Source organism: Streptomyces sp. CA-249302, assembly GCF_050936785.1.
In the GTDB taxonomy this organism is placed as follows: domain Bacteria; phylum Actinomycetota; class Actinomycetes; order Streptomycetales; family Streptomycetaceae; genus Streptomyces.
In genome coordinates, this window is the sequence record NZ_JBNJMG010000001.1 from 6,760,184 (window position 1) to 6,784,047 (window position 23,864).

20 protein-coding genes and 1 pseudogene are annotated in these 23,864 nt (G+C 71.4%); 12 read left to right on the plus strand and 9 right to left on the minus strand.

Annotation, left to right across the window (positions count from 1 at the left end; all coding sequences use genetic code 11):
• Window positions 1-10: 10 nt before the first annotated feature.
• From ACQEWB_RS30560 to ACQEWB_RS30575, 4 genes are all read right to left on the minus strand, one after another.
• A complete protein-coding gene (locus ACQEWB_RS30560; protein ID WP_432836583.1) occupies window positions 11-1,075 on the minus strand; it encodes a hypothetical protein in 1,065 nt (354 codons plus the stop codon).
• Window positions 1,076-1,272: 197 nt separating this feature from the next.
• A complete protein-coding gene (locus ACQEWB_RS30565) occupies window positions 1,273-1,689 on the minus strand; it encodes a hypothetical protein (protein ID WP_432836585.1) in 417 nt (138 codons plus the stop codon).
• Window positions 1,690-1,774: 85 nt separating this feature from the next.
• Entirely contained in the window at window positions 1,775-2,986 is a 1,212-nt protein-coding gene (locus tag ACQEWB_RS30570) for a pyridoxal phosphate-dependent aminotransferase (RefSeq protein ID WP_432836587.1), read from the minus strand.
• Between the two features lie 269 nt (window positions 2,987-3,255).
• On the minus strand, window positions 3,256-3,876 hold the full coding sequence (locus ACQEWB_RS30575) for a hypothetical protein (protein ID WP_432836589.1): 621 nt from the start codon (window positions 3,874-3,876) through the stop codon (window positions 3,256-3,258).
• A gap of 157 nt (window positions 3,877-4,033) precedes the next feature.
• On the opposite strand from ACQEWB_RS30575, the gene ACQEWB_RS30580 reads away from it, so the two are divergent.
• Together ACQEWB_RS30580 and ACQEWB_RS30585 are read left to right on the plus strand one after the other, a co-directional pair.
• Window positions 4,034-5,824: a P-loop NTPase fold protein gene (locus tag ACQEWB_RS30580; protein WP_432836591.1), complete on the plus strand. Its 1,791-nt coding sequence runs from the start codon at window positions 4,034-4,036 to the stop codon at window positions 5,822-5,824.
• A gap of 131 nt (window positions 5,825-5,955) precedes the next feature.
• Complete coding sequence (locus tag ACQEWB_RS30585) at window positions 5,956-6,795, plus strand: trypsin-like serine peptidase (RefSeq protein WP_432836593.1); 840 nt, start codon at window positions 5,956-5,958, stop codon at window positions 6,793-6,795.
• Between the two features lies 1 nt (window position 6,796).
• Here ACQEWB_RS30585 and ACQEWB_RS30590 read toward each other — a convergent pair whose 3' ends face one another.
• Both ACQEWB_RS30590 and ACQEWB_RS30595 read right to left on the minus strand, forming a co-directional pair.
• The gene (locus tag ACQEWB_RS30590; protein ID WP_432836595.1) at window positions 6,797-8,428 is read right to left on the minus strand and encodes an N-acyl-D-amino-acid deacylase family protein; all 1,632 of its coding nucleotides are present in this window, start codon (window positions 8,426-8,428) and stop codon (window positions 6,797-6,799) included.
• Window positions 8,429-8,438: 10 nt separating this feature from the next.
• Window positions 8,439-9,707, minus strand: a complete 1,269-nt coding sequence (locus ACQEWB_RS30595) for an amino acid deaminase (protein ID WP_432836597.1) — start codon at window positions 9,705-9,707, stop codon at window positions 8,439-8,441.
• Window positions 9,708-9,818: 111 nt separating this feature from the next.
• Here ACQEWB_RS30595 and ACQEWB_RS30600 point away from each other — a divergent pair, with 111 nt between their 5' ends.
• The 5 genes from ACQEWB_RS30600 (at window position 9,819) to ACQEWB_RS30620 (ending at window position 14,405) form a co-directional block, all read left to right on the plus strand.
• Complete coding sequence (locus tag ACQEWB_RS30600) at window positions 9,819-10,841, plus strand: sugar kinase (protein WP_432836599.1); 1,023 nt, start codon at window positions 9,819-9,821, stop codon at window positions 10,839-10,841.
• The gene (locus tag ACQEWB_RS30605; protein ID WP_432836601.1) at window positions 10,838-11,599 is read left to right on the plus strand and encodes an IclR family transcriptional regulator; all 762 of its coding nucleotides are present in this window, start codon (window positions 10,838-10,840) and stop codon (window positions 11,597-11,599) included. Before ACQEWB_RS30600 ends, ACQEWB_RS30605 begins: the two co-directional genes overlap by 4 nt.
• A gap of 11 nt (window positions 11,600-11,610) precedes the next feature.
• A complete protein-coding gene (locus tag ACQEWB_RS30610) occupies window positions 11,611-12,021 on the plus strand; it encodes a RidA family protein (RefSeq protein ID WP_432836603.1) in 411 nt (136 codons plus the stop codon).
• 103 nt (window positions 12,022-12,124) lie between these two features.
• The gene (locus tag ACQEWB_RS30615) at window positions 12,125-13,606 is read left to right on the plus strand and encodes a GntP family permease (RefSeq protein ID WP_432836605.1); all 1,482 of its coding nucleotides are present in this window, start codon (window positions 12,125-12,127) and stop codon (window positions 13,604-13,606) included.
• 181 nt (window positions 13,607-13,787) lie between these two features.
• Complete coding sequence (locus tag ACQEWB_RS30620) at window positions 13,788-14,405, plus strand: hypothetical protein (RefSeq protein WP_432836607.1); 618 nt, start codon at window positions 13,788-13,790, stop codon at window positions 14,403-14,405.
• A gap of 1 nt (window position 14,406) precedes the next feature.
• Here the strand turns inward: ACQEWB_RS30620 and ACQEWB_RS30625 are convergent, their stop codons facing one another.
• Complete coding sequence (locus tag ACQEWB_RS30625) at window positions 14,407-15,750, minus strand: M14 family metallopeptidase (protein WP_432836609.1); 1,344 nt, start codon at window positions 15,748-15,750, stop codon at window positions 14,407-14,409.
• 442 nt (window positions 15,751-16,192) lie between these two features.
• Here ACQEWB_RS30625 and ACQEWB_RS30630 point away from each other — a divergent pair.
• The 4 genes and pseudogenes from ACQEWB_RS30630 to ACQEWB_RS30645 all read left to right on the plus strand — a co-directional run.
• A pseudogene (locus ACQEWB_RS30630) lies at window positions 16,193-16,357 on the plus strand (hypothetical protein); the annotation flags it as partial.
• Between the two features lie 638 nt (window positions 16,358-16,995).
• Window positions 16,996-18,411: a LuxR C-terminal-related transcriptional regulator gene (locus ACQEWB_RS30635; RefSeq protein WP_432836611.1), complete on the plus strand. Its 1,416-nt coding sequence runs from the start codon at window positions 16,996-16,998 to the stop codon at window positions 18,409-18,411.
• A gap of 96 nt (window positions 18,412-18,507) precedes the next feature.
• Window positions 18,508-19,416 carry an anti-sigma factor RsbA family regulatory protein gene (locus ACQEWB_RS30640; protein WP_432836613.1) on the plus strand — a complete coding sequence of 303 codons (909 nt, stop codon included), beginning with the start codon at window positions 18,508-18,510 and terminating at the stop codon, window positions 19,414-19,416.
• 78 nt (window positions 19,417-19,494) lie between these two features.
• Window positions 19,495-19,977 carry an ATP-binding protein gene (locus ACQEWB_RS30645; RefSeq protein ID WP_432836615.1) on the plus strand — a complete coding sequence of 161 codons (483 nt, stop codon included), beginning with the start codon at window positions 19,495-19,497 and terminating at the stop codon, window positions 19,975-19,977.
• A 60-nt stretch (window positions 19,978-20,037) separates the two neighbouring features.
• Here the strand turns inward: ACQEWB_RS30645 and ACQEWB_RS30650 are convergent, their stop codons facing one another.
• Both ACQEWB_RS30650 and ACQEWB_RS30655 read right to left on the minus strand, forming a co-directional pair.
• Window positions 20,038-21,285, minus strand: coding sequence for a hypothetical protein (locus ACQEWB_RS30650; RefSeq protein ID WP_432836617.1), 1,248 nt, complete (start codon window positions 21,283-21,285; stop codon window positions 20,038-20,040).
• A 51-nt stretch (window positions 21,286-21,336) separates the two neighbouring features.
• Entirely contained in the window at window positions 21,337-21,846 is a 510-nt protein-coding gene (locus ACQEWB_RS30655) for a SigE family RNA polymerase sigma factor (protein ID WP_432836619.1), read from the minus strand.
• Window positions 21,847-21,970: 124 nt separating this feature from the next.
• Between ACQEWB_RS30655 and ACQEWB_RS30660 the strand changes: the two genes are divergently transcribed.
• Complete coding sequence (locus ACQEWB_RS30660; protein ID WP_432836621.1) at window positions 21,971-23,863, plus strand: hypothetical protein; 1,893 nt, start codon at window positions 21,971-21,973, stop codon at window positions 23,861-23,863.
• Window position 23,864 lies beyond the last annotated feature (1 nt).

A 23,864-nucleotide genomic window follows, 5' to 3' on the forward strand; every position in this document is an offset into this window, starting at 1 on the left:
CCCCCCGTTTTCAGCCGCGCGCCCGGCGCGCCATCTCGTGCAGCACCGCGGAGGTGGGCACGGGCGCCTGCCGGACACCGGTCAGTTCCTGCTTGAGATAGGTGGTGTCCGAGGCGAACTCGGACGCGGCCCCCTGCGGCCGGAACCCGTGCCGCACCGCCAGCTTCCGCAACTGCGGGTCGGTGGACAGGAGTTCGGCGAGCGCCTTGCCGTTGTCCGTCAGTGGTACGACGGTGTGGTCGCTGTTGACCGTGGTGTCCGGGTAGAGCACCACCAGGTCGTCGGGCTTCTGCCCGCCCGTCAGCAGCGAGGCGACCTGCGACTCGTAGACCCAGACCAGCGGATTGCCGGCCCCGCTGACGAAGTCCCGGAACACCGCGTCCGAACTGGACTGCTGGGCCCCCTGGACACTGACCAGCTTCTTCAACAGCGGTTCCGTCTTGTCGAGTTCACCCTTGCTCGCGACCACCCGGCCGCCATTGGCCACGTAGGAGGCGGCGGCGAGATAGAGGGCGCCGGAGTTGGAGGACTCGGGATCGGTGCTGGAGATGAAGAGGGTCCCGCCCAACTCCCCGTACTTGTCCGCCCCCTTGAGCTGCTGCCAGGTGCGGTCCTGCTCCGCGGCCGCCACGTACGCGCTCATCTTCAGGACCCCGCGATGTGCGGTGTCCAGCGTGGCGAGGCCGTTCGCCGCGAGCACCTGGGCGGCGCTGCGGTGGGCCACCACGACGAGCGGTGAGTAGAAGGGCCGAGGGAGGGTGCCGTGCACCTTGTAGCGGGAGGCCAGTTCGACGGCCGGGGCCTGGCTGGACGGGAACGCGAGGTCGTACCCCTCGAGGTCGAGCCCCTCCATCGCCCAGGACCCGGAGGTCTCGGCCTTCACGGTGTAGCCCTTGGCGGCGAGGGCCTTCACCACAGCCGGATCCGAGAAGTACTCGGCCTTCTCCGACCCGATCACCATACGCACGGTCTTCGTTGCCGTGCCCTTGTCATCCTCGTTGCGGCCCGCGACGACGGCTGCCACCACTCCGCCGATCAGCAACACCGCGAGGACGATTCCTGCGATTCGTCTCACGCCGGGGAGCGTGCTCGCGGAACCCCATGTTCCAGGGTTGACCCGGTGAACGGGGGGTGAAGTGGCGGTCCCGGAACGCAACGGAACCAGCCACGCCGTACACACGGAAAAACGGGCGGACAAAAAATGGCGCCCGGTCCGCGCGTCGCTGCGGGTGCACGCGGACCGGGGCCGTCAGGGGGAGCCCTCGGCGGGGCTCAGTGGGACGCGAGTTCGCGGGGCTCCAGGGCCGCCGCGTGTACGTCCATCCGCTCGGCGGCGAGGATCGCCACCGCCGTGTCGGCGCGGGACGCGGCCACCACCAGCGCGCGGCCGGCCAGGGCGTGGGCCCGCTCGTGCAGGGTCATCGGGTCGTCCTCGGCCGGTGCCACGGACATCCGGACCGGCGTCGTACCACCCCGCAGCCGGGCCACCTGTCCGGCGAGCCGCTCGGCCGCGGTGTCCAGTTCCGCTTCCGGGGCCAGCGCCCGCAGCTCGTCCGTCACCGCGAGCAGTGCGGCGAGATGACCCGCGAGCTGGATGTCCAGCTCCTCCTCGCGCGACCGGTGGGGGAAGTCGGAGGTGGTGCCGGCCATCGTGCTGTGGACCGACTTGGTGCGGATCGGCTCGTACATGGGATGGCCTCCTGTGCTGTCAGGAAACCATCCTAGCTTAGATTCCGTCTAAAGTTGAGCGAGTCGAAATTGTGGACCGAATGATCTACGGCTGGCTGTATCCGTCCAGGAAGTTCCCGATCCGGGTGACCGCGTCCCGCAGGTCCCCGACCGTCGGCAGCGTCACGACCCGGAAGTGGTCCGGCTCGGTCCAGTTGAACCCGGTGCCCTGCACGACCATGATCTTCTCGCGCCGCAGCAGGTCCAGGACCATTCGCCGGTCGTCCTTGATCTTGAACACCTTGGGGTCGAGCCGCGGGAAGAGATACAGCGCGCCCTTGGGCTTTACGCAGGTCACGCCCGGGATCTGGGTGAGCAGCTCGTAGGCGACGTCCCGCTGCTCCTTCAGCCGCCCGCCCGGCAGCACCAGGTCGTTGATGGTCTGCCGTCCGCTGAGCGCGGCGACCACCCCGTGCTGCCCCGGCATGTTCGCGCACAGCCGCATGTTCGCCAGGATGGTGAGCCCCTCGATGTACGAGTCGGCGTGCGCGCGCGGCCCGGAGATCGACATCCACCCCACCCGGTAGCCGGCCACCCGGTACGCCTTCGACATGCCGTTGAAGGTGAGGGTCAGCAGGTCCGGGGCGATCTTCGCGGTCGGGGTGTGGGTGGCACCGTCGTAGAGGATCTTGTCGTAGATCTCGTCGGAGCAGACGAGCAGGTTGTGCCGGCGCGCGATGTCCGTCAGGCCCTTGACCATCGCCTCGTCGTAGACGGCCCCCGTCGGGTTGTTGGGGTTGATGACGACGATGGCCTTGGTGCGGTCGGTGACCTTGCGCTCGATGTCGGCGAGGTCGGGCATCCAGTCGGCCTGCTCGTCGCAGCGGTAGTGCACGGCGGTGCCGCCGGACAGCGACACGGCGGCGGTCCACAGCGGATAGTCGGGCGAGGGCACCAGCACCTCGTCCCCGTCGTCGAGCAGCCCCTGCATGGCCATGACGATCAGTTCGGAGACGCCGTTGCCCACGAAGACGTGCTCGACGTCCGTCTCGATGCCGAGGGTCTGGTTGTGCATGACGACCGCGCGGCGGGCGGCCAGCAGCCCCTTCGCGTCGCCGTACCCGTGGGCCGTCGACACGTTCCGGAGGATGTCCTCCAGGATCTCGGGCGGGCACTCGAAGCCGAACGCCGCCGGGTTCCCGGTGTTCAGCTTGAGGATCCGATGCCCGGCCGCCTCGAGCCGCATCGCCTCCTCGAGCACCGGGCCCCGGATCTCGTAACAGACGTTGGCGAGCTTGGTCGACTGGATCACCTGCATGTCTGGGAGCTTACGGCCCGGTAACGCCTCCCGGACCGTGTTTTCCACCACGCGAGACGCGGCGGTTTGGGCCGTTATCGCCGGTAGCTGTCTCAGCCACCCCACCCGTCCCTACAATGCGCGGCCATGTCGAGGCGAGCTGAGCTTGAAAACGGGGCGTATGGCGCGAATGCGGCCGGCTCGGACGGTGTGCGGCGCGCGGGCCCGGAGGGCGACGAGCCACAGGGGCCGCCGAACGTGTACCACCCACGGGTCGACACGGCGCCCGCTTATGAGGAGTACGCGGATCCGGCGGCGGCGCACGGGTGGGAGGGGAACGCGTTCGACGCGACGGCTCGGCTGCCGGTGGTGGTGGACGGGGGCGGAGAAGGGGCCGCCCCGGGCGGCGGCCAGGGGGCCGAGGGCGGCGGGGATGCGCGCGAATCGGCGGCCGACGCGAGGTGGGGACCTACGGCCACGGGTGAGCGCACTGCCCCGGGCGGGCGGGCCCGGCGCCGCCGTGCCGCCCGGCGCTCGCGGCGGCCCGTGGTGATCGCCGGTGCGGTGGGCGCGGTGTCGCTGGCGGCGGTGATCTCCGGGTTGTCGCTCTCCGGATCGTCGTCCCCGGAGGGCACGGAGGGCGGACAGGGTCGGACGGGGTCGCCGGCCGCGGCCACCGGTTCGGAGGCACCCGGGGGTACGGCGGGGGCGCGGTCGTCGGACACCGGTGCCTCTTCGGGTACGACGTCCACGGGACCGAGCGCCGGGTCGAGCCCGTCGGCCGTCCGGGAGTCCGCGACCGCCTCCGCGTCCGGTACGGCGACCGCCACACCGACCACGAGCCCCTCCGCCGGCCCGTCCGGGACGAGCGGGTCGGCCGACCACCCCGGCCGCGGCCAGGGCCGGACCAAGCACCCCCGGTGAGGCGTGGCGGCCTGACGTAGGGCGCCTCACGCAGCCGCGCCGGGAGGCTACGTAGTCGTACGGAGATGTCCGCGCGAGCGGCGCCCGGTGATGGGGGCGGTGCGACACTCGGCGCACGGTCCTTGCCGTGAACGGGGGGCGGACATGGCCGAGTTCAAGTTGCTCAGTGACGAGCCGGTGGAGTGCGCGGACCATGATCTGCTGAAGGCGCACGACACCGCCGACGCGTTGAGCCGGCTGCTGGTGACCTCGTGCGGGTCGACGCCGATGGCCGTCGCGGTGGACGCCCGCCGGGGCATGGGCAAGAGCACGCTGATGCGGCTGGTGCGGGCCCGGCTGGCGGAGCGGGGCGTCGAGACCGTCTGGTACAACGCCTGGTCCGGGCGCGACGACGATCAGCTGGAGCGGTTGCTGAAGGCGGTGCTGGCCGGGTTCGGACGGCGTGCCCTGATCCGCTTCTTCGCCGTGCCGGACGGGCGCCGGACGCTGTTCGGGCTGCTCCGCCTGGCGCTGGCCGCACTGGCCGCCTTCCTGGGGCCGGCCGCGCTGGTGAACGTGGTGTGGAACTCGCTGACCGTCGATCCCAGGCGGCGCGTCGACACCCAGGAGTCGGTGCAGAGGCTGGCGGCGGCCTGGACCGAGCGGCGCGCGAAGCGGGGGCGGCCGAGGTTGCTCGTCGTCTTCATCGACGACCTGGACCGCTGTACCGACCAGGGTGTGGTGGCCGTGTGCGAGGCGGTCAAGCTCTATCTGGGGGTGCGCGGCATCGCCTTCGTCGTCAGCTGTGACCGTGCCGCCCTGGGACCGGGCGGCATGCTCCGGGACGTGTCGCCCGAGGCCGTCGAGTTCATGGAGAAGATCTTCCAGACGAGCTACCGGCTGCCGATGGCCCGGGAGGAGGAGATAAGGAAGTACATCGAGCGGTCCGCGGCCGACGCGGGGATCGCCGGGCTGCTCGACCCGGGGCTCACGGAGCTCGTCGCGAACGGCTGCGGGCGCAATCCGCGCCGTATCAAGCGGCTGATCAACGGGTTCGTGCTGGCCTGCCGGCTCAACCCGGTGTGGACCGGCCATGTGCCCGAGGCCGTCTTCCGGGTCCTGCTGCTCCAGTACTGCTATCCCGAGTTCTACCGGCAGCTCGCCGACCAGCACGAGACGGGCCGCCGGGGTGCGGTGAGCGAGTTCGTCGACTACCGGCGGGCGCGCCGGGTGCTGGGGCCGGCCACCACCGAGGAGGCGTCCGAGGCGGGCTGGGGATGGGTGACCTCGTACTTCCTGGAGTACGAGGTGAAGCCGCCCGAGCCGACCGTCCGCGACACCTGGGCCGGCAGCCTGGCGGAACTGGAGGGGAAACTGCCCAACGAGTTCCGCGAACTCGCCCGCGACGGCGACTTCAACGCCCTGCTCGACGGACTGATGAAGCTCCCGGACGCGGAGGGTCTGCTGGAGTATCTGCGGCAGTTGCCGTTGAACGCCGCTGTGGTGCCGGTCGCCGCCCAGCGGGTGACGGAGCCCGCGCCGACCCGGGTCCGGGAGGACTTCACCGGGCTGCGGGTGCTGTGGGTGGACGACTATCCGGTCAACAACCGGCGTCTGGTGGAGTATCTGACGGTCCGGGGTGCCACCGTGGTGGAGGCCGTCGACCAGCAGGAGGCCGAACTCGCCCTGGGCGACGGCGCGGTGGACCTGGTGATCTCCGACATCGGGCGGGGTACGGGTCCGGAGGCGGGGCTGGACGCGCTCCAGGAGTGGCGGGACGGCGGTGCCTACCGGGGGCCGGTGATCTTCTTCGCCTCCAAGTGCACCCCCAACCGGCACACGCGCGCCCGTGCGCTGGACGCGCAGGGGCCGACGTCGAGTCCCAGCCAGCTGATGCAGTGGGTGCTGCGGGTCGCCCAGGACCGCCTGGCCGCGGCCATGCCGGGTGCCGTGTGACGCCCTGCTCCCGACCCGCGGCCGGAAACAACTCCTTGCCCAACCACCCCCTTCCCCTCACAATGCACATGTCAAAAAAGTGGGCGGCCGGAAGATCTCCGGTCGCTCGACTCGTAAGAGGGGACCCCCACATGAAGAAGCCTCTCGGCGCCGTCGTCACCGCCCTGGTACTCGCCGGGGCCGGCGCGGCACCAGCGGTCGCGGCTCCCGTGCAGGACACCGCCGCTCCGACCATCAAGGCCGTCAACTTCGCCGGCACCGTCTCGCTCAGCAACTGTTCCGGCTCGGTCATCCGTTTCCCCAACTCCGCGGACACCGACCCGGCGCTCGTCATGACCAACGGCCACTGCCTGGAGACCGGCTTCCCGGAGCCCGGCGAGGTCATCACCGGCCAGTCCTCCAGCCGTACCTTCGGCCTGCTCAACGCCTCGGCGACCAGGGTCGCCACGCTCCGCGCCAACCAGGTCGTCTACTCGACGATGACCGACACGGACGTCACCATCTACCGGCTGACGACCACGTACTCCGCCATCAAGAGCTCCTACGGCATCAGCGCGCTCACGGTCCAGGACACCCACCCGACCGCCGGGACGGCGATCACGGTCGTCTCCGGGTATTGGAAGCGGACGTACGCCTGCAACATCGACGGCTTCGTCTACCGCCTCAAGGAGGGCGACTGGACCTGGAAGGACTCGGTCCGCTACACCTCCGCCTGCCAGACCATCGGCGGCACCTCGGGCTCGCCCGTGATCGACAACGCCACCGGCAAGGTCGTCGCCGTCAACAACACCGGCAACGAGGACGGCGAGCGCTGCACCGAGAACAACCCCTGCGAGGTCGACGCGAGCGGCAACGTCACCGTCCGCGAGGGCATCAACTACGCCCAGGAGACGTACAACATCCCGGCCTGCTTCACCACCGGCAACGTACTGAACCTCAGCGCGAGCGGCTGCACCCTGCCCAAGCCGTAACTCAGGGACGGGTGGCGCTCCGTCGCACGGGACTGCGACGGACCGCCCTGCCTGCCAGTACGTCCGTCCGGCGCCCGTCCTCGATGACGAAACGGCCGTCGACCAGGACGTGCGGGATGCCCGTCGGGAGCGTTCGCGGGTTCTCGTACGTCGCTCCGGCCGCCACCGTCTCCGGATCGAACAGGACCAGGTCGGCCCGGTGGCCCTCGCGGACCAGGCCCCGGTCGGGAAGGCGCAGGCGCGCCGCCGGGCGCGAGGTCAGATGCGCGACGCACTCCTCCAGCGACAGGACGCCCAACTCCCTTACGTACCGGCCCAGATACTGCGGGAAGGTGCCGTACGCCCGCGGATGCGGCTTGCTCCCCCGGAGGATGCCGTCCGAGCCGCCGGTGTGGACCGGGTGCCGCATGATCTGCCGCACGTTCTCCTCGTGGCCCACGTGCTGGAGGATCGTCGAGCCCAGCCGGTCGGTGCGGAGCAGGTGGCGGGCGGTCGTCCACGGGGTCTCGCCCCGCAGCTCCGCCGACTCCCGCACGCTGCGGCCGACGAACTCGTCCAGCGCCGGATCCGTCACCCCCGAGATCTCGATCGTGTCCCACTCGATCGGCACGCCGTGGCAGCCGTCGGCCCCGATCACCTCCATGTGGTGGCGGATGCGTTCGGAGGTGCCGGGGTCCGCGAGGCGCTCCAGGATCGCCTCGGGGCCGCCCTCGCTCGCCCAACTGGGCAGCATCGCCACGAGAGTCGTGCAGCCGGGGGTGTAGGGGTACGTGTCGAGGCTGATGTCCGCCCCGGAGGCGAGCGCCTCGTCCAGGAGCGACAGCAACTCCGGTGCGCGGCCCTCGTTCACGCCGAAGTTCATGGTCGCGTGGGCCAGGTGAAGGGAGCAGCCCGCCTCCCGGGTGAGGGCCACCATCTCCTCGTACGCCTCCAGGGCGCCCGCGCCGTACGAGCGGTGGTGCGGGCAGTAGTAGCCGTCGTACTCCGCCACCACCCGGCACAGTTCGGTGAGTTCGGCGTCCTTGGCGTACATGCCCGGCGTGTAGGTCAGCCCGGACGACATACCGACCGCGCCCTGCTCCATGCCCTCGGCCACCAACTGCCGCATCCGGTCCAGCTCTTGTGGCGTCGCCTCGCGGTCCTCCCAGCCGACGGCGAGCATCCGGACCGTGCCCTGGGGGATCAGATAGGCCGCGTTGACGGCCATGCCCCGGTCGAGGCGGTCCAGGTACTCGCCGACCGACCGCCAGTCGAAGTCGATGTCGTCGCCGTACCCGTTCCAGCCGGTGATCGCACGGCGGACCTCGGCGAGCGTGCGGTCGTCGACGGGGGCGTACGACAGCCCGTCCTGGCCCAGGACTTCGAGGGTGACCCCCTGTGCGGCCTTCGCGCTGTGGTCCGGGTCCCGGAGCAGGGCGAGGTCGCTGTGCGCGTGCATGTCGATGAAGCCGGGGGAGAGGACCAGCCCCTCCGCGTCCAACTCGCGGCGCGCCTTGGGCCGTTGGCAGCCGGCCGCCGCGGCCTCCCGCACGATCGAGACGATCCGCCCGCCGTCGACCACCACGTCCGCGCGGTACGACGGCGCACCGCTGCCGTCCACCACGTCCGCGTCCCGGATGACGAGTTCCTCCACGGCCTGCCTCCTAGAAGAACGTGCGGATGTAGTCGACGACCGTGCCGTCCGCCTCGACCAGCGGGATCAGCTGCCACTTGTCGAAGGACGTGCACGGGTGGGACAGGCCCAGGCCGAGCCAGTCCCCGACCTCCAGGTCCGCCTCCTCGGTGGTGCGCAGCCAGGCGTGCTGGTCGGACAGGCCGGTCACCGAGACGCCGGTCGCCGGGCGCTCGGCGCCGTCCCGGCGGACCACCTGGGCGAACGGGAGGTCGAGGTCGTACGCCGCGTCCCGCTTGCCCGCGTTGGCGAAGGCCTGCTCGGGGGAGGGGCGGGAGACGACCTGCGCCCAGAGTCGGAAGGCCGGCTCCAGGGCGCCCTCCTCGGGGACCCGGTTGAAGGGGGTGACCTTCCGGTAGTGGCCGTCGTCGTGCGAGACGTAGGCGCCGGAGCGCAGCAACTTCAGTACGGGCGCCGAGAGTTCGGGGATCTCCGCGAACACGTCGGCCACCGCGTCGAACCAGGCGCTGCCACCCGCGCTGACCACGATCTCGTCCAACCCCGCGAAACGCCCCGCCTTGTCGAAGTCGACGGCGAGGGCGACCAGCCGGCGCAGCCAGGCGTGCACGCGCTCCGGGTCGGCCTGCGGGACCTCGCCCTCGTAGCCGGCGACACCGGCCAGCCGCAGGGTGCGGGTGGCGGCCACGGCGTCGGCGACCGCGGTGCACTCCGCCTCCGTACGGACGCCGGTCCGGGCACCCTCGCCGGCGCCGAGCTCGACGACGACGTCCAGCGGGCGCGAGGTCCCGTCCAGCGCCGCGTCCATCAGCTCGACTCCGCGCACCGAGTCGACGTAACAGATGAAGCGGAAGCCGGGGTCGCCGTCGAGCTCGCGCGAGATCCAGCGCAGGGCGGCCGGGTCGACGAGTTCGTTCGCCAGGAAGACCCGCCCGATGCCGAACTGCCTTGCCACGCGCACCTGGTGGGGGACGGCGAGGGTGATGCCCCAGGCGCCGCGCTCGATCTGCCGGTGGAAGAGCTGGGGTGCCATGGTCGTCTTGCCGTGCGGGGCGAAGGCGAGACCGTGGCGGGTCGCGTACGTCTCCATCAGCGCGAGGTTGTGCTCCAGGCGCTCGGCGGACAGGGCGAGCACGGGGGTGGCGAAGCCGCCGGTGAAGAGGTTGCGGCGCTGCGCGGCCAGCTCGGCGACGGTGTGGCCGTCGGCGTCCGGGGGGAGGCCCTTGAAGCGGTGGTCGACCGGTTCCGCCGCGAGGCGGGCGAGCGCTTCGGTACCGGACACGAGGCCTCCCTGAGGTGTTCGTTGCAGTATGTGCAACGTCCATTGCGTATGTCGCTGACTGCTGTCTAACATCCACGCCAACGCCGGGTCAATGAAGGAGCTACGACCATCGTGAATGCCCTCGACGCCGTGGACGTCGTCGCGCTCGGCGAGTCCATGGTCACGTTCCTGCCGTCCCGGCCGGGGCGCCTCGCCGACGTTCCGTCGTTCGAGCGGGGGATCGGGGGCGCGGAGTCGAACGTCGCCTGCGTGCTGGCCGCGGCGGGGCACTCCGTGCGGTGGGTGAGCCGGGTGGGGGCCGACGGGTTCGGGGACCATCTGGTGGAGACGATCGGGGCGTACGGGGTGGACGTGTCGGCCGTGCGCCGCGATCCCGCCCGTCCCACCGGCGTCTACTTCCGCACCGCCGGCGACCGGGCGACGGACGCGCACGAGGTGGCGTACTACCGGGCCGGGTCGGCCGCCTCCGCGATGTCCGTGGCCGACGTGGACCTGGACGCCGTACGGGCGGGGCGGGTGCTGCATCTCTCGGGGATCACCGCCGCGCTGTCCGGCGAGTGCCTGGGGCTGCTGCGTGAGCTGACCGCGCTGCGGGCCCGGCGTCCGCTGGTCTCCTTCGACGTCAACCACCGGCCCGGTCTGTGGCCGGACGGCGGCGGGGCGCAGGTCCTGCTGGAGCTGGCGCGCGGCGCGGACCTGGTGTTCGTCGGCGAGGACGAGGCCGAGGAGGTCTGGGGGCTGGTCGGCGTCGACGCCATCCGCACCGCCTTCCCCGACCCCGAGGTGCTCGTCGTCAAACAGGGTGCGCAAGGGGCCACCGTCTTCGACCGGGGCGAGGCCACCTTCGTGCCCGCCCCCCACGTGGACGTCGTGGCCGCCGTGGGCGCCGGTGACGCCTTCGCCGCCGGCTTCCTCTCCGCGACCCTCCGCGGGCTGCCCATGACCGCCCGCCTCCGGCACGGGCACCTCATGGCCGCCGCCGCTCTCACCGTGCCCGGCGATCTCGCCGCGCCGCCGTCCCGGGACCACGCCGACCACCTGGCGGCCCTCGACGACCAGGTGTGGGGGAAACTTCGACTCGGCCCCGGCTGGACGCAAGCCGAGCAGGCCCCGGAGGAGGTACGTACCCCATGAGCCAGACCGTCGACCGAGCGCTCAGCATCCTGCCGCTGCTCGCCGAGGGGCCCGCCGACCTCGGCCAGGTGGCCGACCGCCTCGGTGTGCACAAGTCCACGGCCCTCCGCCTCCTTCGCACACTGCACGAACACGGCATGGTCTACCGCCAGTCCGACCAGCGCTACCGCCTCGGCGCCCGCCTCATCGCCCTCGCCCAGGAGGCGATGGAGAACCTCGACATCCGCGAGATCGCCCACTCCCACCTCGTACGCCTCAACGAGCAGTGCGGACACACCGTGCACCTCGCCGTGTACGAGGAGGACGAGGTGCTCTACATCGACAAGGTGGAGAGCCGGTACCCGGTGCGGATGTACTCGCGGATCGGGAAGCCCGTCGCCATCACCGTCGCGGCGGTGGCGAAACTGCTCCTCGCCGATCTGGCCGAGGGCGAGCGGCGGGTGCTCGCCGACAAGCTCGAATACCCCATGTACACGGCCCGTTCCACCCCCAACGCCCCCGCTTTCCTGCGGGAGTTGGAGAAGGTGCGTGAGCAGGGCTGGGCCACCGACCTCGGTGGCCACGAGGAGTCCATCAACTGCGTCGCCGCGCCGATCCGCGGCGCCGACGGCCGGGTCGTCGCCGCGATGTCGGTATCCGCGCCGAACGTCGTCGTCACCGCCGACGAACTCCTCACCCTCCTCCCGCTGGTACGGCGCACGGCCGACGTGATCAGTGGCGAGTACTCCGGCAGAACCCCCATCAAGGAAGCCCCCTAAGGAACCCCCTCATGACCGAGAAGATCGCGCTCACGCCGAAGACGCACACCACCCCGCCCGCGAAGTTCTCGCACGGCGTGAAGAAGGGGAACATCCTCCAGGTCGCCGGGCAGGTCGGCTTCCTGCCCGCCGAGGAGGGCAAGCCGCCCACGCCGGCCGGTCCGAGCCTGCGCGAGCAGACCCTCCAGACCCTCGCCAACGTCAAGGCGATCCTGGAGGAGGGTGGTGCGGGCTGGGACGACGTGATGATGATCCGCGTCTACCTGACCGACGTCGACCACTTCGCCGAGATGAACGGCATCTACAACACCTACTTCGAGGAGCAGGGCCTCACCGCCCCGCCCGCAGCGCGCACGACGGTGTACGTCGGCCTGCCGGCCGGCCTCCTCATCGAGATCGACGCCCTCGCCGTCCTGAGCTGACGGACCCTCAACTCCCGCACGCCGTAACCGGCATGGCCCCGCGCCGGGTCATGCCGCGATCTCCCCTGCCCGAAAGCAGTATGTACTCCCCCCGAGGACCCCCATGTCCCATCCGCTCGCCGCAACAGCCCCCGCCGCCGTGACCCCACCCCACACCGGCGGTCTGCTCCTCCTGATCGACGGTACGGCCGGTCTGCTGACCGTCGCCGCCATCGGTATCGCCCTGCTGCTCTTCCTGATCATCAAGGTCAGACTCCAGCCGTTCGTCGCGCTGCTCGCGGTCTCCATAGCCGTCGGCCTGATGGCGGGTCTCTCGGTCACCGAACTCTTCGGCACGGTCCAGCGATCGGACGCCGTCTCCACCATCGAGTCCGGCATGGGCGGCATCCTCGGCCATGTCGCGATCATCATCGGGCTCGGCACGATGCTGGGCGCGATCCTCGAAGTCAGCGGCGGGGCGGAGGTGTTGGCGTCGCGGCTGCTGAACCTGTTCGGCGAGAAGCGAGCACCGCTCGCGATGGGTCTCACCGGCCTCATCTTCGGCATCCCGGTCTTCTTCGACGTCGGCATCTTCGTCCTGGCACCGATCGTGTACGCGGCGGCGAAGCGGGGCGGCAAGTCGATCCTGCTGTACTGCCTGCCGCTGCTCGCGGGTCTGTCGATGACCCACGCGTTCCTGCCCCCGCACCCGGGGCCGGTGGCCGCGGCCGGTCTCCTCCACGTGGACCTCGGCTGGGTCATCCTGATGGGCATCATCTGCGGCATCCCGGCGGTGCTGGCCGCGTGGGCCTACTCGGCGTGGATCGGCAACCGCATCTTCGTCGCCGTACCGCAGGACATGGTGGAGGCGGCGGCGGAAGCGAAGCTCGCCGTCATCGAGGAGCAGCGCGAGTCGGGAGTCGAGCCCCGGGAGAGCCCGGTGCCGCTCGGCACGGTCCTCGGCATCATCGGCACCCCGCTGATCCTCATCCTCGCGGCGACCTTCTCCTCCATCGCCCTGGACCCGTCCACGGGCCGCTCGGTGATCGAGTTCTTCGGCCACCCCTTCGTGGCCCTGACGATCGCGCTGCTCCTGGCGTACTACCTGCTGGGCATCCGCCGGGGCTGGTCCCGCAAGTCCCTGGAGACGGTCTCGACGGCCTCCCTGAAGCCGGTCGGCAACATCCTCCTGGTGGTCGGCGCGGGCGGCATCTTCGGCGCGATCCTCAAGGCGAGCGGAGTGGCCCAGGCCCTCTCGGACACCTTCCACGACGTGGGCCTCCCGGTGATCGTCCTCTCCTACCTGATCTCGGTGGTCCTCCGGGTCGCCCAGGGCTCGGCCACGGTCGCGATCGTCACCACGGCCGGCATAGTCGCCCCCCTCCTCTCCGAGGGCCACCACTCCCAGGCCTTCGTGGCCCTGGTCATCATGGCGATCTCGGCGGGTTCGATCTTCGCGTCACACGTGAACGACGGGGGCTTCTGGATGGTCGCCAAGTACTTCGGCATCAGCGAACGCGACACCCTCAGGACGTGGACCGTGCTGGAGACGGTGCTGTCGGTGGTGGGGTTCGTGGTGGCGGCGGTGCTGAGCTTGTTCGTGTAGGCGCTCATGCGCTCGACCGGGCCGGCCACTGGTACATCTCGTTCCCCGTTGAAAACGGAAGCCTCACTCGCGACTGCCAGCCGCTGGTCGGAATCCGCTCGCGCTGATGCGAAGTGCAGGAAGCCAAACGAAGTAGGGGCTGGCTATGACTGGCACAGGGTCGTCGGCCATACTGCCCGCTGTGGAGCAGCGCATAGGTTCGAGCAGCCAGCCCCTGAAGGGCGAGCCCGTGACGGGCGCCGGATTCGACCCGGCCTTCATCCCCGGGCTCACCTCACCCGCGTCCGAGGACCCGGAGGACACCAAGCCGGAGGACGAGGTCACCGAGGACGACGTCGAGGAGACGGAGGCCGTCGAGGAGACGGAGCCGGAGGCGGAGGAGACCGAGGCCGCCGAGCCGGAGGCCTCCGACGATGATGTCGAGGACCCCGAGGACTCCGACCCCGAGGTCTCGGACGCGGCCCCCGAAGGCCCCGTCTTCGAGGCCTCCGACCGTCGCGCCAAGATCGTCGCCGACCGCGACGGCGTCCGCCTCACCCTCGACGACCAGGCCTGCGAGTTCCGCTGGGACGAGATCGGCGCGGTGGAGACGGAGTCCCCCCGCTTCGGCAAGCGTTTCACCATCACGGTCCACACCCCTGACCGCCGCTGGTACCCGATCGAGATCGAGGCGACGGCCAGGGACCGCTTCAAGGAGTGGGAGGACCAGCTGGACGCGGTGCTGGACGCCTACTTCGAGGACGACGCCGAAGAACCGCCGGCCGACACCGAGGCGGACGTCGAAGGCACCGACGACTGAACTAACTGCAGTACTGCGCCTCTTTACCGATCGAGCGGTACATGCAGTCGGAGTTCTCCAGCAGTTGCAGCACGGCGTCCCGGTTCCGTGAGGTCTGCGCCGCGATCACCTCGTCGGGCGGGTAGAACCCTCCTCCGGAACTGGACGTCGGGTACATCTCGAAGGTGTACGAGAAGATCTTGTACACACCCCAGAGATAGTCGTCGATCGTCCCGTCGGTGATGTACAGGTCGCTCGACTGCTCGGCGGTGTAGCCGTTGCTCGCGGCCATCTTCTGCCCGACCGCCTTGAACGCGGCGTTGTCGTCGGCCGTCATCCCGGTCGCCGTGTCGGAGTAGGTGTACCCGTACGGCCACAGCACCAGCTCGCTGTAGGTGTGGAAGTCGATGCCGGACTTGATCTGCTGCACCCCGCCGACCACACGGCTGCGCACGAAGTTGGCGACGACCTTGACCTCGGGTGCCGACTCGGCGGCCGTGCCCCGGTAGGTCTCGGAGGACGTCGAACCGGAGGAGCCGCCACAGCAGCCCCAGCGGTAGTTCCAGTTGCGGTTGAGGTCCGTACCGACGTACGAGGAACCGGAGTTGGGCTGCCGGTTCTTGCGCCATGACCGGTAGGAGCCGGTCGCGATGTCGTACTCGCCGCCGTCGGGGTTGAGGTCCGGGACGATCCAGATCTCCCGGCTGTTCACCATGTTGGTGACCCGTGAGTCGCTGCCGTAGCCCGAGGTCAGCTGGTTCAGCAGATACAGCGCCATCTCGATGGTGAGATGCTCGCGGGCGTGCTGGTGGGCGGTGAACAGCACCTCGGGCTCGGCCTCGTCGGTCCCGACGTTGTCGCTGATCTTGAGGGCGACGATGTTCCGGCCCTGGTACGAGGTGCCGATGACCTGCTGGCTCACGATGGACGGGTAGGCGGCCACGACCGAGTTGATCGCCGACGTCATCTCCGCGTAGTTGTGGTACTGCGAGTCGGCCGACGGGAAGTCGTAGAGGCTCACCTCGTCCTCGGCCAGCCGGTTCGGGGCCGCGCCCAACGCCGTTACCTCGTAGCCGAGTTGGCGGAGCTTCCTGATCTGGTCCGCCCGGCCGGAGACCACCACGGTCTCTTCGTCGGCCTCGTCGACCGTCACGCCGGTCTGCTGGATGGCCGTACGGGTCACCCGGTTGGTGCCCTGGTGGATCTCGTACTGCCGGATGTCGTCCGTGGACGGGGACGCCTTGGTGGTGCTGTCGGCGTTCGCGTCCATGGTGAAGGGTGCCGCGAGTGCGAGGGCCACCACGGCGGCGAGGGCGGCGGTGCGTCTGCCGCCTCGGGCGCCTGAACCTCGTATGCGAAGTCGCATGAAGTCTCCTTGTTTCTCCAGGGATTCCGGGGTCTCCGGAAGTGGGGAGTGGAGCCGGGGGGTGGTTCGTCCGTGCGACGTGCTGTGCGGGTGACGCCATCGTCAGGGAATGGCATGAACAGGTCAAGAAGGTAAATCGGCCGCGCAAACCGGCCGCGCAGTGTACGCGCGCCGGTAACCCCCGCATCGAGCTCCGGCAAAGTGCACTCGCCCGTGTGAGCGGCACGTGCATATATGCCGGGCCCGGAGGAGAGTTGGATTCCGTTGCCAGGGGAGGCTGATCATGGGCGGATCAGCGCCGCGACGGGACCGCCGGCTGCCGGTCGAGACGACCAGCTTCGTCGACCGGCGCGGCGAACAGAGCGAAGGCCGGGAACTGCTGGCCAGGGCACGCCTGGTCACGCTGACCGGACCGGGCGGCGTCGGCAAGACGCGGCTCGCCATGCGTATCGCGGCACGCGTCGAGCGCACCTTCCCGGACGGCGTGCGCTTCGTGCAGCTGGCCGGGCTGCACGACCCCGCGCTCGTCCCGGTCGCCGCCGCCGACGCGCTGGGCCTGCACGACCACTCCCGCCAGCCACCGCTGGACGCCCTGGTCGAGCAGGTACGGGACCGCAAGCTGCTCCTCGTGCTCGACAACTGCGAACACCTGCTCCAGCCCTGCGCCGACCTGGCCGCCGCCCTCCTGCGCGGCACCACCGGCGTCCGCGTGCTCGCCACCAGCCGCCACCGCCTGGGCCTGACCGAGGAACACCTGCTGGAGGTACGGCCGTTGCCGGTCCCCGACCCGGACGGCGACCTCAGCGCGGCCGACGGCTACCCGGCCCTCGCCCTCTTCGCCGACCGCGCCGCCGCCGTCGTCCCCGGCTTCGCGCTGACCGCCGCCAACCGCGCCGCCGTCGCCCGCCTCTGCCGCCGCCTCGACGGCCTCCCGCTCGCCATCGAACTCGCCGCCGTCCGTATGCGCGTCCTCGGCGTCGAACAGCTCCTGGAGCGCCTCGACGACCGCTACCGCCTCCTCACCGCCGGCTCCACCACCGCCCTGCCCCGCCACCAGACCCTGCGCGCCGCCGTCGACTGGAGCCACGAACTCTGCACCGAACAGGAGCAGTTGGTGTGGGCGCGGGCATCCGTGCTGGCCGGCAGCTTCGACGCGGAGACCGCCGAGGCGGTGTGCGCGGACAGCGAGCGAAGCGAGATGGGGGTCCCCCGACCGGAGGCCGGGGGAGGGTCGAGTCGTACGAGGTGCTGGAAGCCGTCGCCGGGCTCGTCGACAAGTCCGTGCTGGGGCGGGAGCAGGGGCCGGACGGGGTGCGGTTCCGGCTCCTCGACACCCTGCGCCAGTACGGGCTGGACCGGCTGCGGCAGTGGGACGGCGAGGAGGCCGCGGCCCGGCGCCGTCAGCGGGAGTGGATGCAGCGGCGGGCGGCCGGTTTCGAATCCGCCTGGTTCGGGCCGGGACAGCGGGAGATCGTCGCCCGGCTCCGGGCCGACCAGGACAACCTCCGGGCCGCCCTCGACTTCAGCCTCGCCGCCCCCGGCGAGGCCCTCGCCGGACTGCGCCTCGCGGGCACGCTGTGGTTCTACTGGCATGCCTGCGGCGCGCCCCGCGAGGGCCGCTACTGGCTCGACCGGGCGCTGGACGCCAGCCCCGGGCCGACCCGGGAACGGGCCCGCGCCCTGTGGATCGGCGGGCTGCTCGCCGGCTCCGCCGAGGACCTCACCCTGGGCCTCGGCCGCGCCGAGGAGGCCCGCGACCTCGCCCGTTCCCTGGGTGACGAGGCCGAGGCCGCGCACGCCGAGTACGTCATCGGCGTATTACGCCTGTTCAACAACGACGTCCACGGCGCCCTGGAGCACTACCGGGCCACCGTCGCCCGCGGCCGCGTCCCCGGCCAGCACCTCAGCCTCGTCGGCCTCGACCGGGTCGAACTCGCCTGCGCCCTCGGCTTCCTGGGCGAGGCCGACCAGGCCATCGCCGTGTGCGCCGGGACCCGGCGGATGTGCGAGGAGCACGGCGAGGAATGGGTGCTGTCGTACGTGCTGCGCATGCTCGCCCTCGCCCACACCGTCAAGGAGGACTGGGAGCAGGCCGAACTGCACGCCCGCGACGCCCTGCGCCTCAAACTCGCCGTGTCCGACGTCATCGGCATCGGCCTCACCCTCGACCTGCTCGCCCAGATCGCCGCCCGCCGCGGCGCCTTCGAACGGGCCGCCGTGCTGCTCGGCGGCGCCGACCGGGTCTGGTCCGACGTCGACCGCTTCCGCTGGGGCTCCCAGGCCCTCGGCGCCACCCGCCACGACAGCGAGGCCCGCGCCCGCGAGGCCATGGAACCGACCGTCTTCGAGAAGGCGTACGAGTGCGGTGCCGCGCTCGGGCTCGAAGGGGTCGTCGGATACGCCGTCGAGGCCGAGACAGGCCAACAGCCGCTCCGGGAGCCCGAGTCGGCCGCCGCGGGGAAAACCGCCGCCGGCGTCCGGCTCACCCGCCGGGAGAGCGAGGTCGCCCAGCTCGTCGCCGAGGGACTCGCCAACCAGCAGATCGCCGACCGACTCGTCATCGCCCGCCGAACCGCCGAAGGCCATGTGGAACGCATCCTCAGCAAACTCGGCTTCAGCAACCGCAGCCAGATCGCCTCCTGGGTGACGGCCCAGCGCTGAACCGGAGCCACGCTCCCCGCGGCGGACCACACCGACGCCCCCGCGGACGAGATCACCCACGCCCTCCCACCGGAGAGCCAGGACCAGGAGGAGTCCATGACCACTCAACCCGCTCCCCACGCCCACCCGTTCGACCACCGCATGGCCGTCTTCGGCGCCGACGACGAGTTCGTCGCCGCCGCCCTGCCCTTCCTCACCGAAGGCCTCGGCGCGCCCGGCGAACCCCCGCCCGTCGCCATCGCCGCCCCCGACAAGCTGGACCTCCTGCGCGACGCCCTCGGCGCCGACGTCAAGGAGGTCGGCCTCCTGCCGCACACCGAGTGGTACACCGGCTCCGCCGCCAACGCCGTGGCCCAGGGCGCCGGTTACCTCGCCGCGCACGCCGGCCCCGGCGGCCGTATCCACCTCCTCATGGAACCCGAATGGGACGGCCGGGCCGGCCGCTCCACCCGCGAGACCACCGAGTGGCTCCGCTACGAGGCCCTCGCCAACCTCCTCTTCGCGCCCCTGGCGACGACCGTCCTGTGCGCCTACGACACCCGCACCGCCGGCACCGCCATCGTCGAGGCCGCCCGCCGCGCCCACCCCGACAGCGGTGTGTACGAGGACCCGGTCCGGCTCACCGCCGAGCTGGACGCCGTACCGCTGCCGTCGCCCCCGCCCGACGTGGAGCGGCTCGACGAGCCGTACACCGAGGCCGTGCGGTCCCGGGCCGCCGGGCGCGGGCTGTCCCGGGTGGACGCCGAGCTGTTCACCGAGGCCGTCACCGCCGCGGCCGCCGCGCTCGGCCCGGTCACCGGCGCGCTGCTGTGGGGCGAGGCGCCGGCCTGCGTCGTCGAACTGCACGCGCCGCGCCGCGTCGACGACCCGCTGGCCGGCTTCGTCCCGCCTCCCGTGCCCGACCTCGAACCCGACCAGGGGCTGTGGTTCAGCCGGCAGGTGTGCGCGTACGTCGACGTCCGCGACGACGCGCACGGCGCGACCGTACGACTCCAGTACGGGTAGGCCGTGGGCGGCTACGCAGGTATGGAATCGGGTAGTCCTCCCCGTGCACCGCGCCCGCGGGGAGGCGACCCTGAACCCATGCTGCAACTTTCCGGGACCCCCCGCCCGGACCACGATCCTCAGCACGCCGGCTATCCCGAACCACCCCTGGGCGCAGGCGACTTGAGCGTCGAGTACGACCCCCGTCCCACCGCGGTCCGGGAGGCCCGTGCGGAGGTTCGCAGACAGCTGGAGCGGTGGGGGCTGACGGAGCGGGACGAACTCGCCGACGTGGCCGAACTGCTGGTCAGCGAGCTGGTCACCAACGCGCTGCTGCACTCCGGGAGCCGCTTCCGGCTCACCCTGTCGGCCGCGCACGGGGTGCTGCGGTGCGAGGTGAGCGACGGGGGGAGCCGGGTCCCGCGGGTGGTGGACGCGGGGGCCTCGGAGAACGGGCGGGGGATGTTCCTGGTGGACGCGCTCGCGTGGCGCTGGGGCTGCCACCAGGACGGGCCAGGCAAGACGGTGTGGTTCGAGCTCGGTACCTGCGGGCTGGACGGCTGCGGTCGGCGACAGCCGTGACGTTCCGCGGGGTCGGCAGCCTCGGGGGTTCGCCCCTGCCTCCGGGGCGCCGTTCCCGCCCTAGGACCACCAGACGGGGCTCAGGGCGATCTCCCGGAGTTGCTTCACGGTCAGGGCCGGTGTGTCTCGGGTTGCCGCGTCGTGCCAGGCGCCGGAGTTGAGCTCCGTGATCACGACCCGGCGGCCGTCGGGCCGCATGGTGTCCACGGTCCACGTCACGGCACCCGTACCGCCCTTCTCGCTGGCCCCCTGGTGCGTGGCGACCTTCGTCCCGTCCGACAGGGTCTCGGAACCGGAGTCGAACAGGTCGCCCTCGACGTCCGACATGTCGGCCTGGACGTTGACCTGGACGAAGTTCTTGCCCTTGCCGTCGTCGATCACGAGGTAACCGAAGCCGGAGTCGTCCCCGCTGTCCTCGGACACCGTGAACTTCCCCTTCGGCAGCAGGCTCCTGAGCGTCGGGGCGATCGCCACGTCACCGACGGTGGCGGTGTCGCTGGGCCTCGCGCTCGGCTTGGTGATGGCCTCGGGAATCGCGTCGACGGCGTCCCGCCAGGCGCCGGCAGCGGCCAGCTTCCTCAACTGCGCGGCGGAGAGCGGAGGTTCGGGCCGGGTGGTCGGCGAGTCCTTCTCGGCCGCCGCGTTCCACTCGCTCACGCTGACGTGCTGCCCCTCCGGCGTGACCAGCTCGGCGGTCCACCACTTGGTGTCCACCCGCCGGTCCGGATACTCGTACCCCTGCAGCACCATGACCACCGAACTGTCCGGCAGCCGGGTCGTGCTGCACGCGTCGTAGTGCACGAACACCTTCCCCGGGCACTGGGTGGTCTCCCGGGCCTGGTCGCTCCCCGGCTCCACCCGGTCGAGGCTCACGCCGATCGCCGCGGCGCCCTTCCCGTCGTCGTACACGAGATGTACGTACGGCCCGGGCTCCTCGCTCGTGCCGCGCGCCTCCGCCTGGCTGAACTTGCCCTCGGGGAGCAGCTTTTCGAGCGTGCGGATCAGTTCGGCGCCGGAGACGGGGGTGGGGGCGGGCGTGGTGGCGGAGGGCTTGCTCGTGCCCACCGAGGCCATGTCGTCGTCCGGGGAGCCGTTGCCGGGCAGCAGCAGCGCGCCGCCCAGGCCGACGAGCGCGAGGGAGGCGGCCCCGCCCACTACGGCGGCCCGGCGCCGCAGCAGCCGCCGACGGCCCTTGAGCGCACCGGCGTCGACCAGCGCCGCCCGGTCGGTCTCGAAGACGGCGCCGGTGTCGCGCAGGCCGGCGGCGAGCCGCTCCTCGAAGGGGTCACTGTGCTGGTCGACGGGCATGACGGACCACCGTTTCGCGAAGGGGGTTTACAGGTCTGGGGTATCGGGTGTTCAGGGGCGCGCGTACTCGTCGAGGCTCTCGCCGAGCAGCTCCCGCAGCCGGCCCAGCGCACGGACGCACCGCGTCCGCACCGCGGCCGAGCTGACGTGCATGACGTCCGCGGTCTCCTCGATGGAGCGGTCCTCCCAGTAGCGCAGGACGACCACGGCCCGGTCCTTGGCGGGCAGCCGGGACAGGGCCTGGAGCAGGGTCAGCCGAAGCGGTGTGTCGGAGCCGTCGGTCGGCCGGTCGGGCAGCACGTCGGTGGCGCGCTCGGTGCTGGAGCGCCGTCGCTGATGGGCGAGGAACGTCCGGGTCAGCACGGTCTGCGCGTACCCGGCGGGGTTCTCGACCCGCGACACCCGTCCCCAGCTCACGTACAGCCGCCCCAGCGTCTCCTGCACCAGATCCTCGGCGAGATGCGTGTCCCCGGCGGTCAACAGACAGGCGGAACGGTAGAGATGACCTGCGCGCACCGTCGCGAACTCCGCGTACTCGTCCGCGCGTGCCTGCCGTCTCATACCGTCCCCCTGTCCCGCCGGCGTCCGCCGACGCCGTTCTCACTTCATTGATGCGGTGGGCATGGGGAAATGTTTCATGCGGGGCGGAGATCGCCGCTCCGGGTGTCGGGAAAAGGGGGATCGGGTGGCGGACGACGACGGCCCACCGGCCGGGTGGGACGAGGGCGAGTGCCGGATGTGGGAGGCCTACCGGCGCGGTGAGTGGTGCGAGGGGCCGCCGGAGGTGCGCGGGGCGGCCGTACGCCGGCTGCTGCTGGTCGCGCCCCCACCGCACCCCGGCCACCTCGCCCGGCTCCGGCTGCGGGGCGTGCGGATACGCGGGGAGCTGGACCTGTCCGAGGCCGTCGTACGCGGGGCCGTACGGCTGCGGGAGTGCCTTTTCGACGAGGAACCCCGGCTGGAGGGGGCCCAGTTGGAGGCGCTCGAACTCGACGAGTGCCGGCTTCCGGGGCTGCGTGCGCACAGCGCGCGGTTCGCCCGGGAGTTCAAGGTCACCCGGTGCACGGTCGACGGGACCCTGGACCTGCGCTCGTCGACGGTCGGCACCCATCTGTCCCTCGGCGGCACGAAGGTCCGGCCGGCGCCGGGGGAGGCGGGGATCGACGCCCACTCCGTCGCCGTGGACGAGTCCCTTGAGGCGGCCGGCCTGGACTGCGCGGGCACGTTCTACCTGACCAACGCCCGTGTCCAGGACGTCCTCCTGCTCAGGGGAGCGACGATCAGCGGCCCCAGGGGCAACCTGCAGATGTCCGAACTCACGGTCGGCGGCGGCCTGTATCTGGGACGCGGCTTCTCGTGCACCGGAACCGTCAACCTCTGCGGGGCCACGATCGGGGCGACGGTGGAACTGCTCGACGCCACCCTCACCGGCCCGGGCCTGGATGCGGGCGACTACGCCCTCCATCTCGGCTGCGCCCAGGTCGGCGGCGACATCCAGGCCGAGCGGGGCCTCGTCGTCGACGGTCCGATCACCCTCGCGGACACTTCGGTACGCGGCAGCGTGGTCCTCAGGGGCGCCCGCCTGAACCATCCTTCGGGTACGGCGCTGATGGCGGCCCGCGTACACATCGGGGGCGACTTCGACGGCCGGGGCGGCCTGTCAGCGGAGGGCACCCTGGACCTCTGCGACGCCCGGATCGGCGGCTCGCTCCTGCTGGACGGGGCCGAACTGACGGCCCCCGACGGCGGCCCGAACGCCCTGAGCGCCAACGGCATCGACGTCGGCGGGCTGGCGCACTTCGGCCGCGGCCTCACCGCCCATGGCAGGATCGCCATGAGCAACGCCGTTGTCCGCAGCTACCTGTCCTTCTACGGGGCCGTTCTGGACGCGGGTGAAGCCGACGAGGCCCTCGTCTGCCGCGGTACGCAGGCGGCCCAACTGGCCCTGCAGTTCGGCGAGATACCCAAGGGCGTCGTCGACCTCAGCCGCACCAGGGCGGCACTGATCCATGACGACCCCGCCACCTGGCCCGACTCCCTCATCGTCGACGGCACGGTCTACGGCATCCTGCGCCCCGCCCTGCGCGCCGCGGACCGCCTCCCCTGGCTGGCGCGCGACCCGGAAGGGTTCACGCCCCAGCCGTACGAGCAGCTCGCGACCGTCTACCAGAGCCACGGCCGGGACGCCGACGCCAGGACCGTCCTGGTCGCCAGGCACCGCAACCTGCGGCCGGTCCTGCCGCTTCCCGCCCGGCTGTGGAGCCTGCTGCAGGACGTGACGGTCGGGTACGGGTACCGTCCGCGGCGGGCCATCGGGCTGCTGCTGTGCCTGCTGGCCGCCGGCTCCGCGCTCTTCGGGACCTGGCATCCCGAACCCGTGGGCGGCGGCCCGTACCCCCGCTTCCAGCCGGTCATCTACACGCTCGACCTGCTGTTGCCGCTGGTCGACCTCGGCCAGGAGCGGGCGTACGAGCCGTCCGGGGCCATGCAGTGGGCCGGGATCGTGCTCATCGGGACCGGCTGGCTGCTGGCCACGACCGTCGCGGCCGGCGCGGGCCGCGTGCTGCGCAGGAAATGAC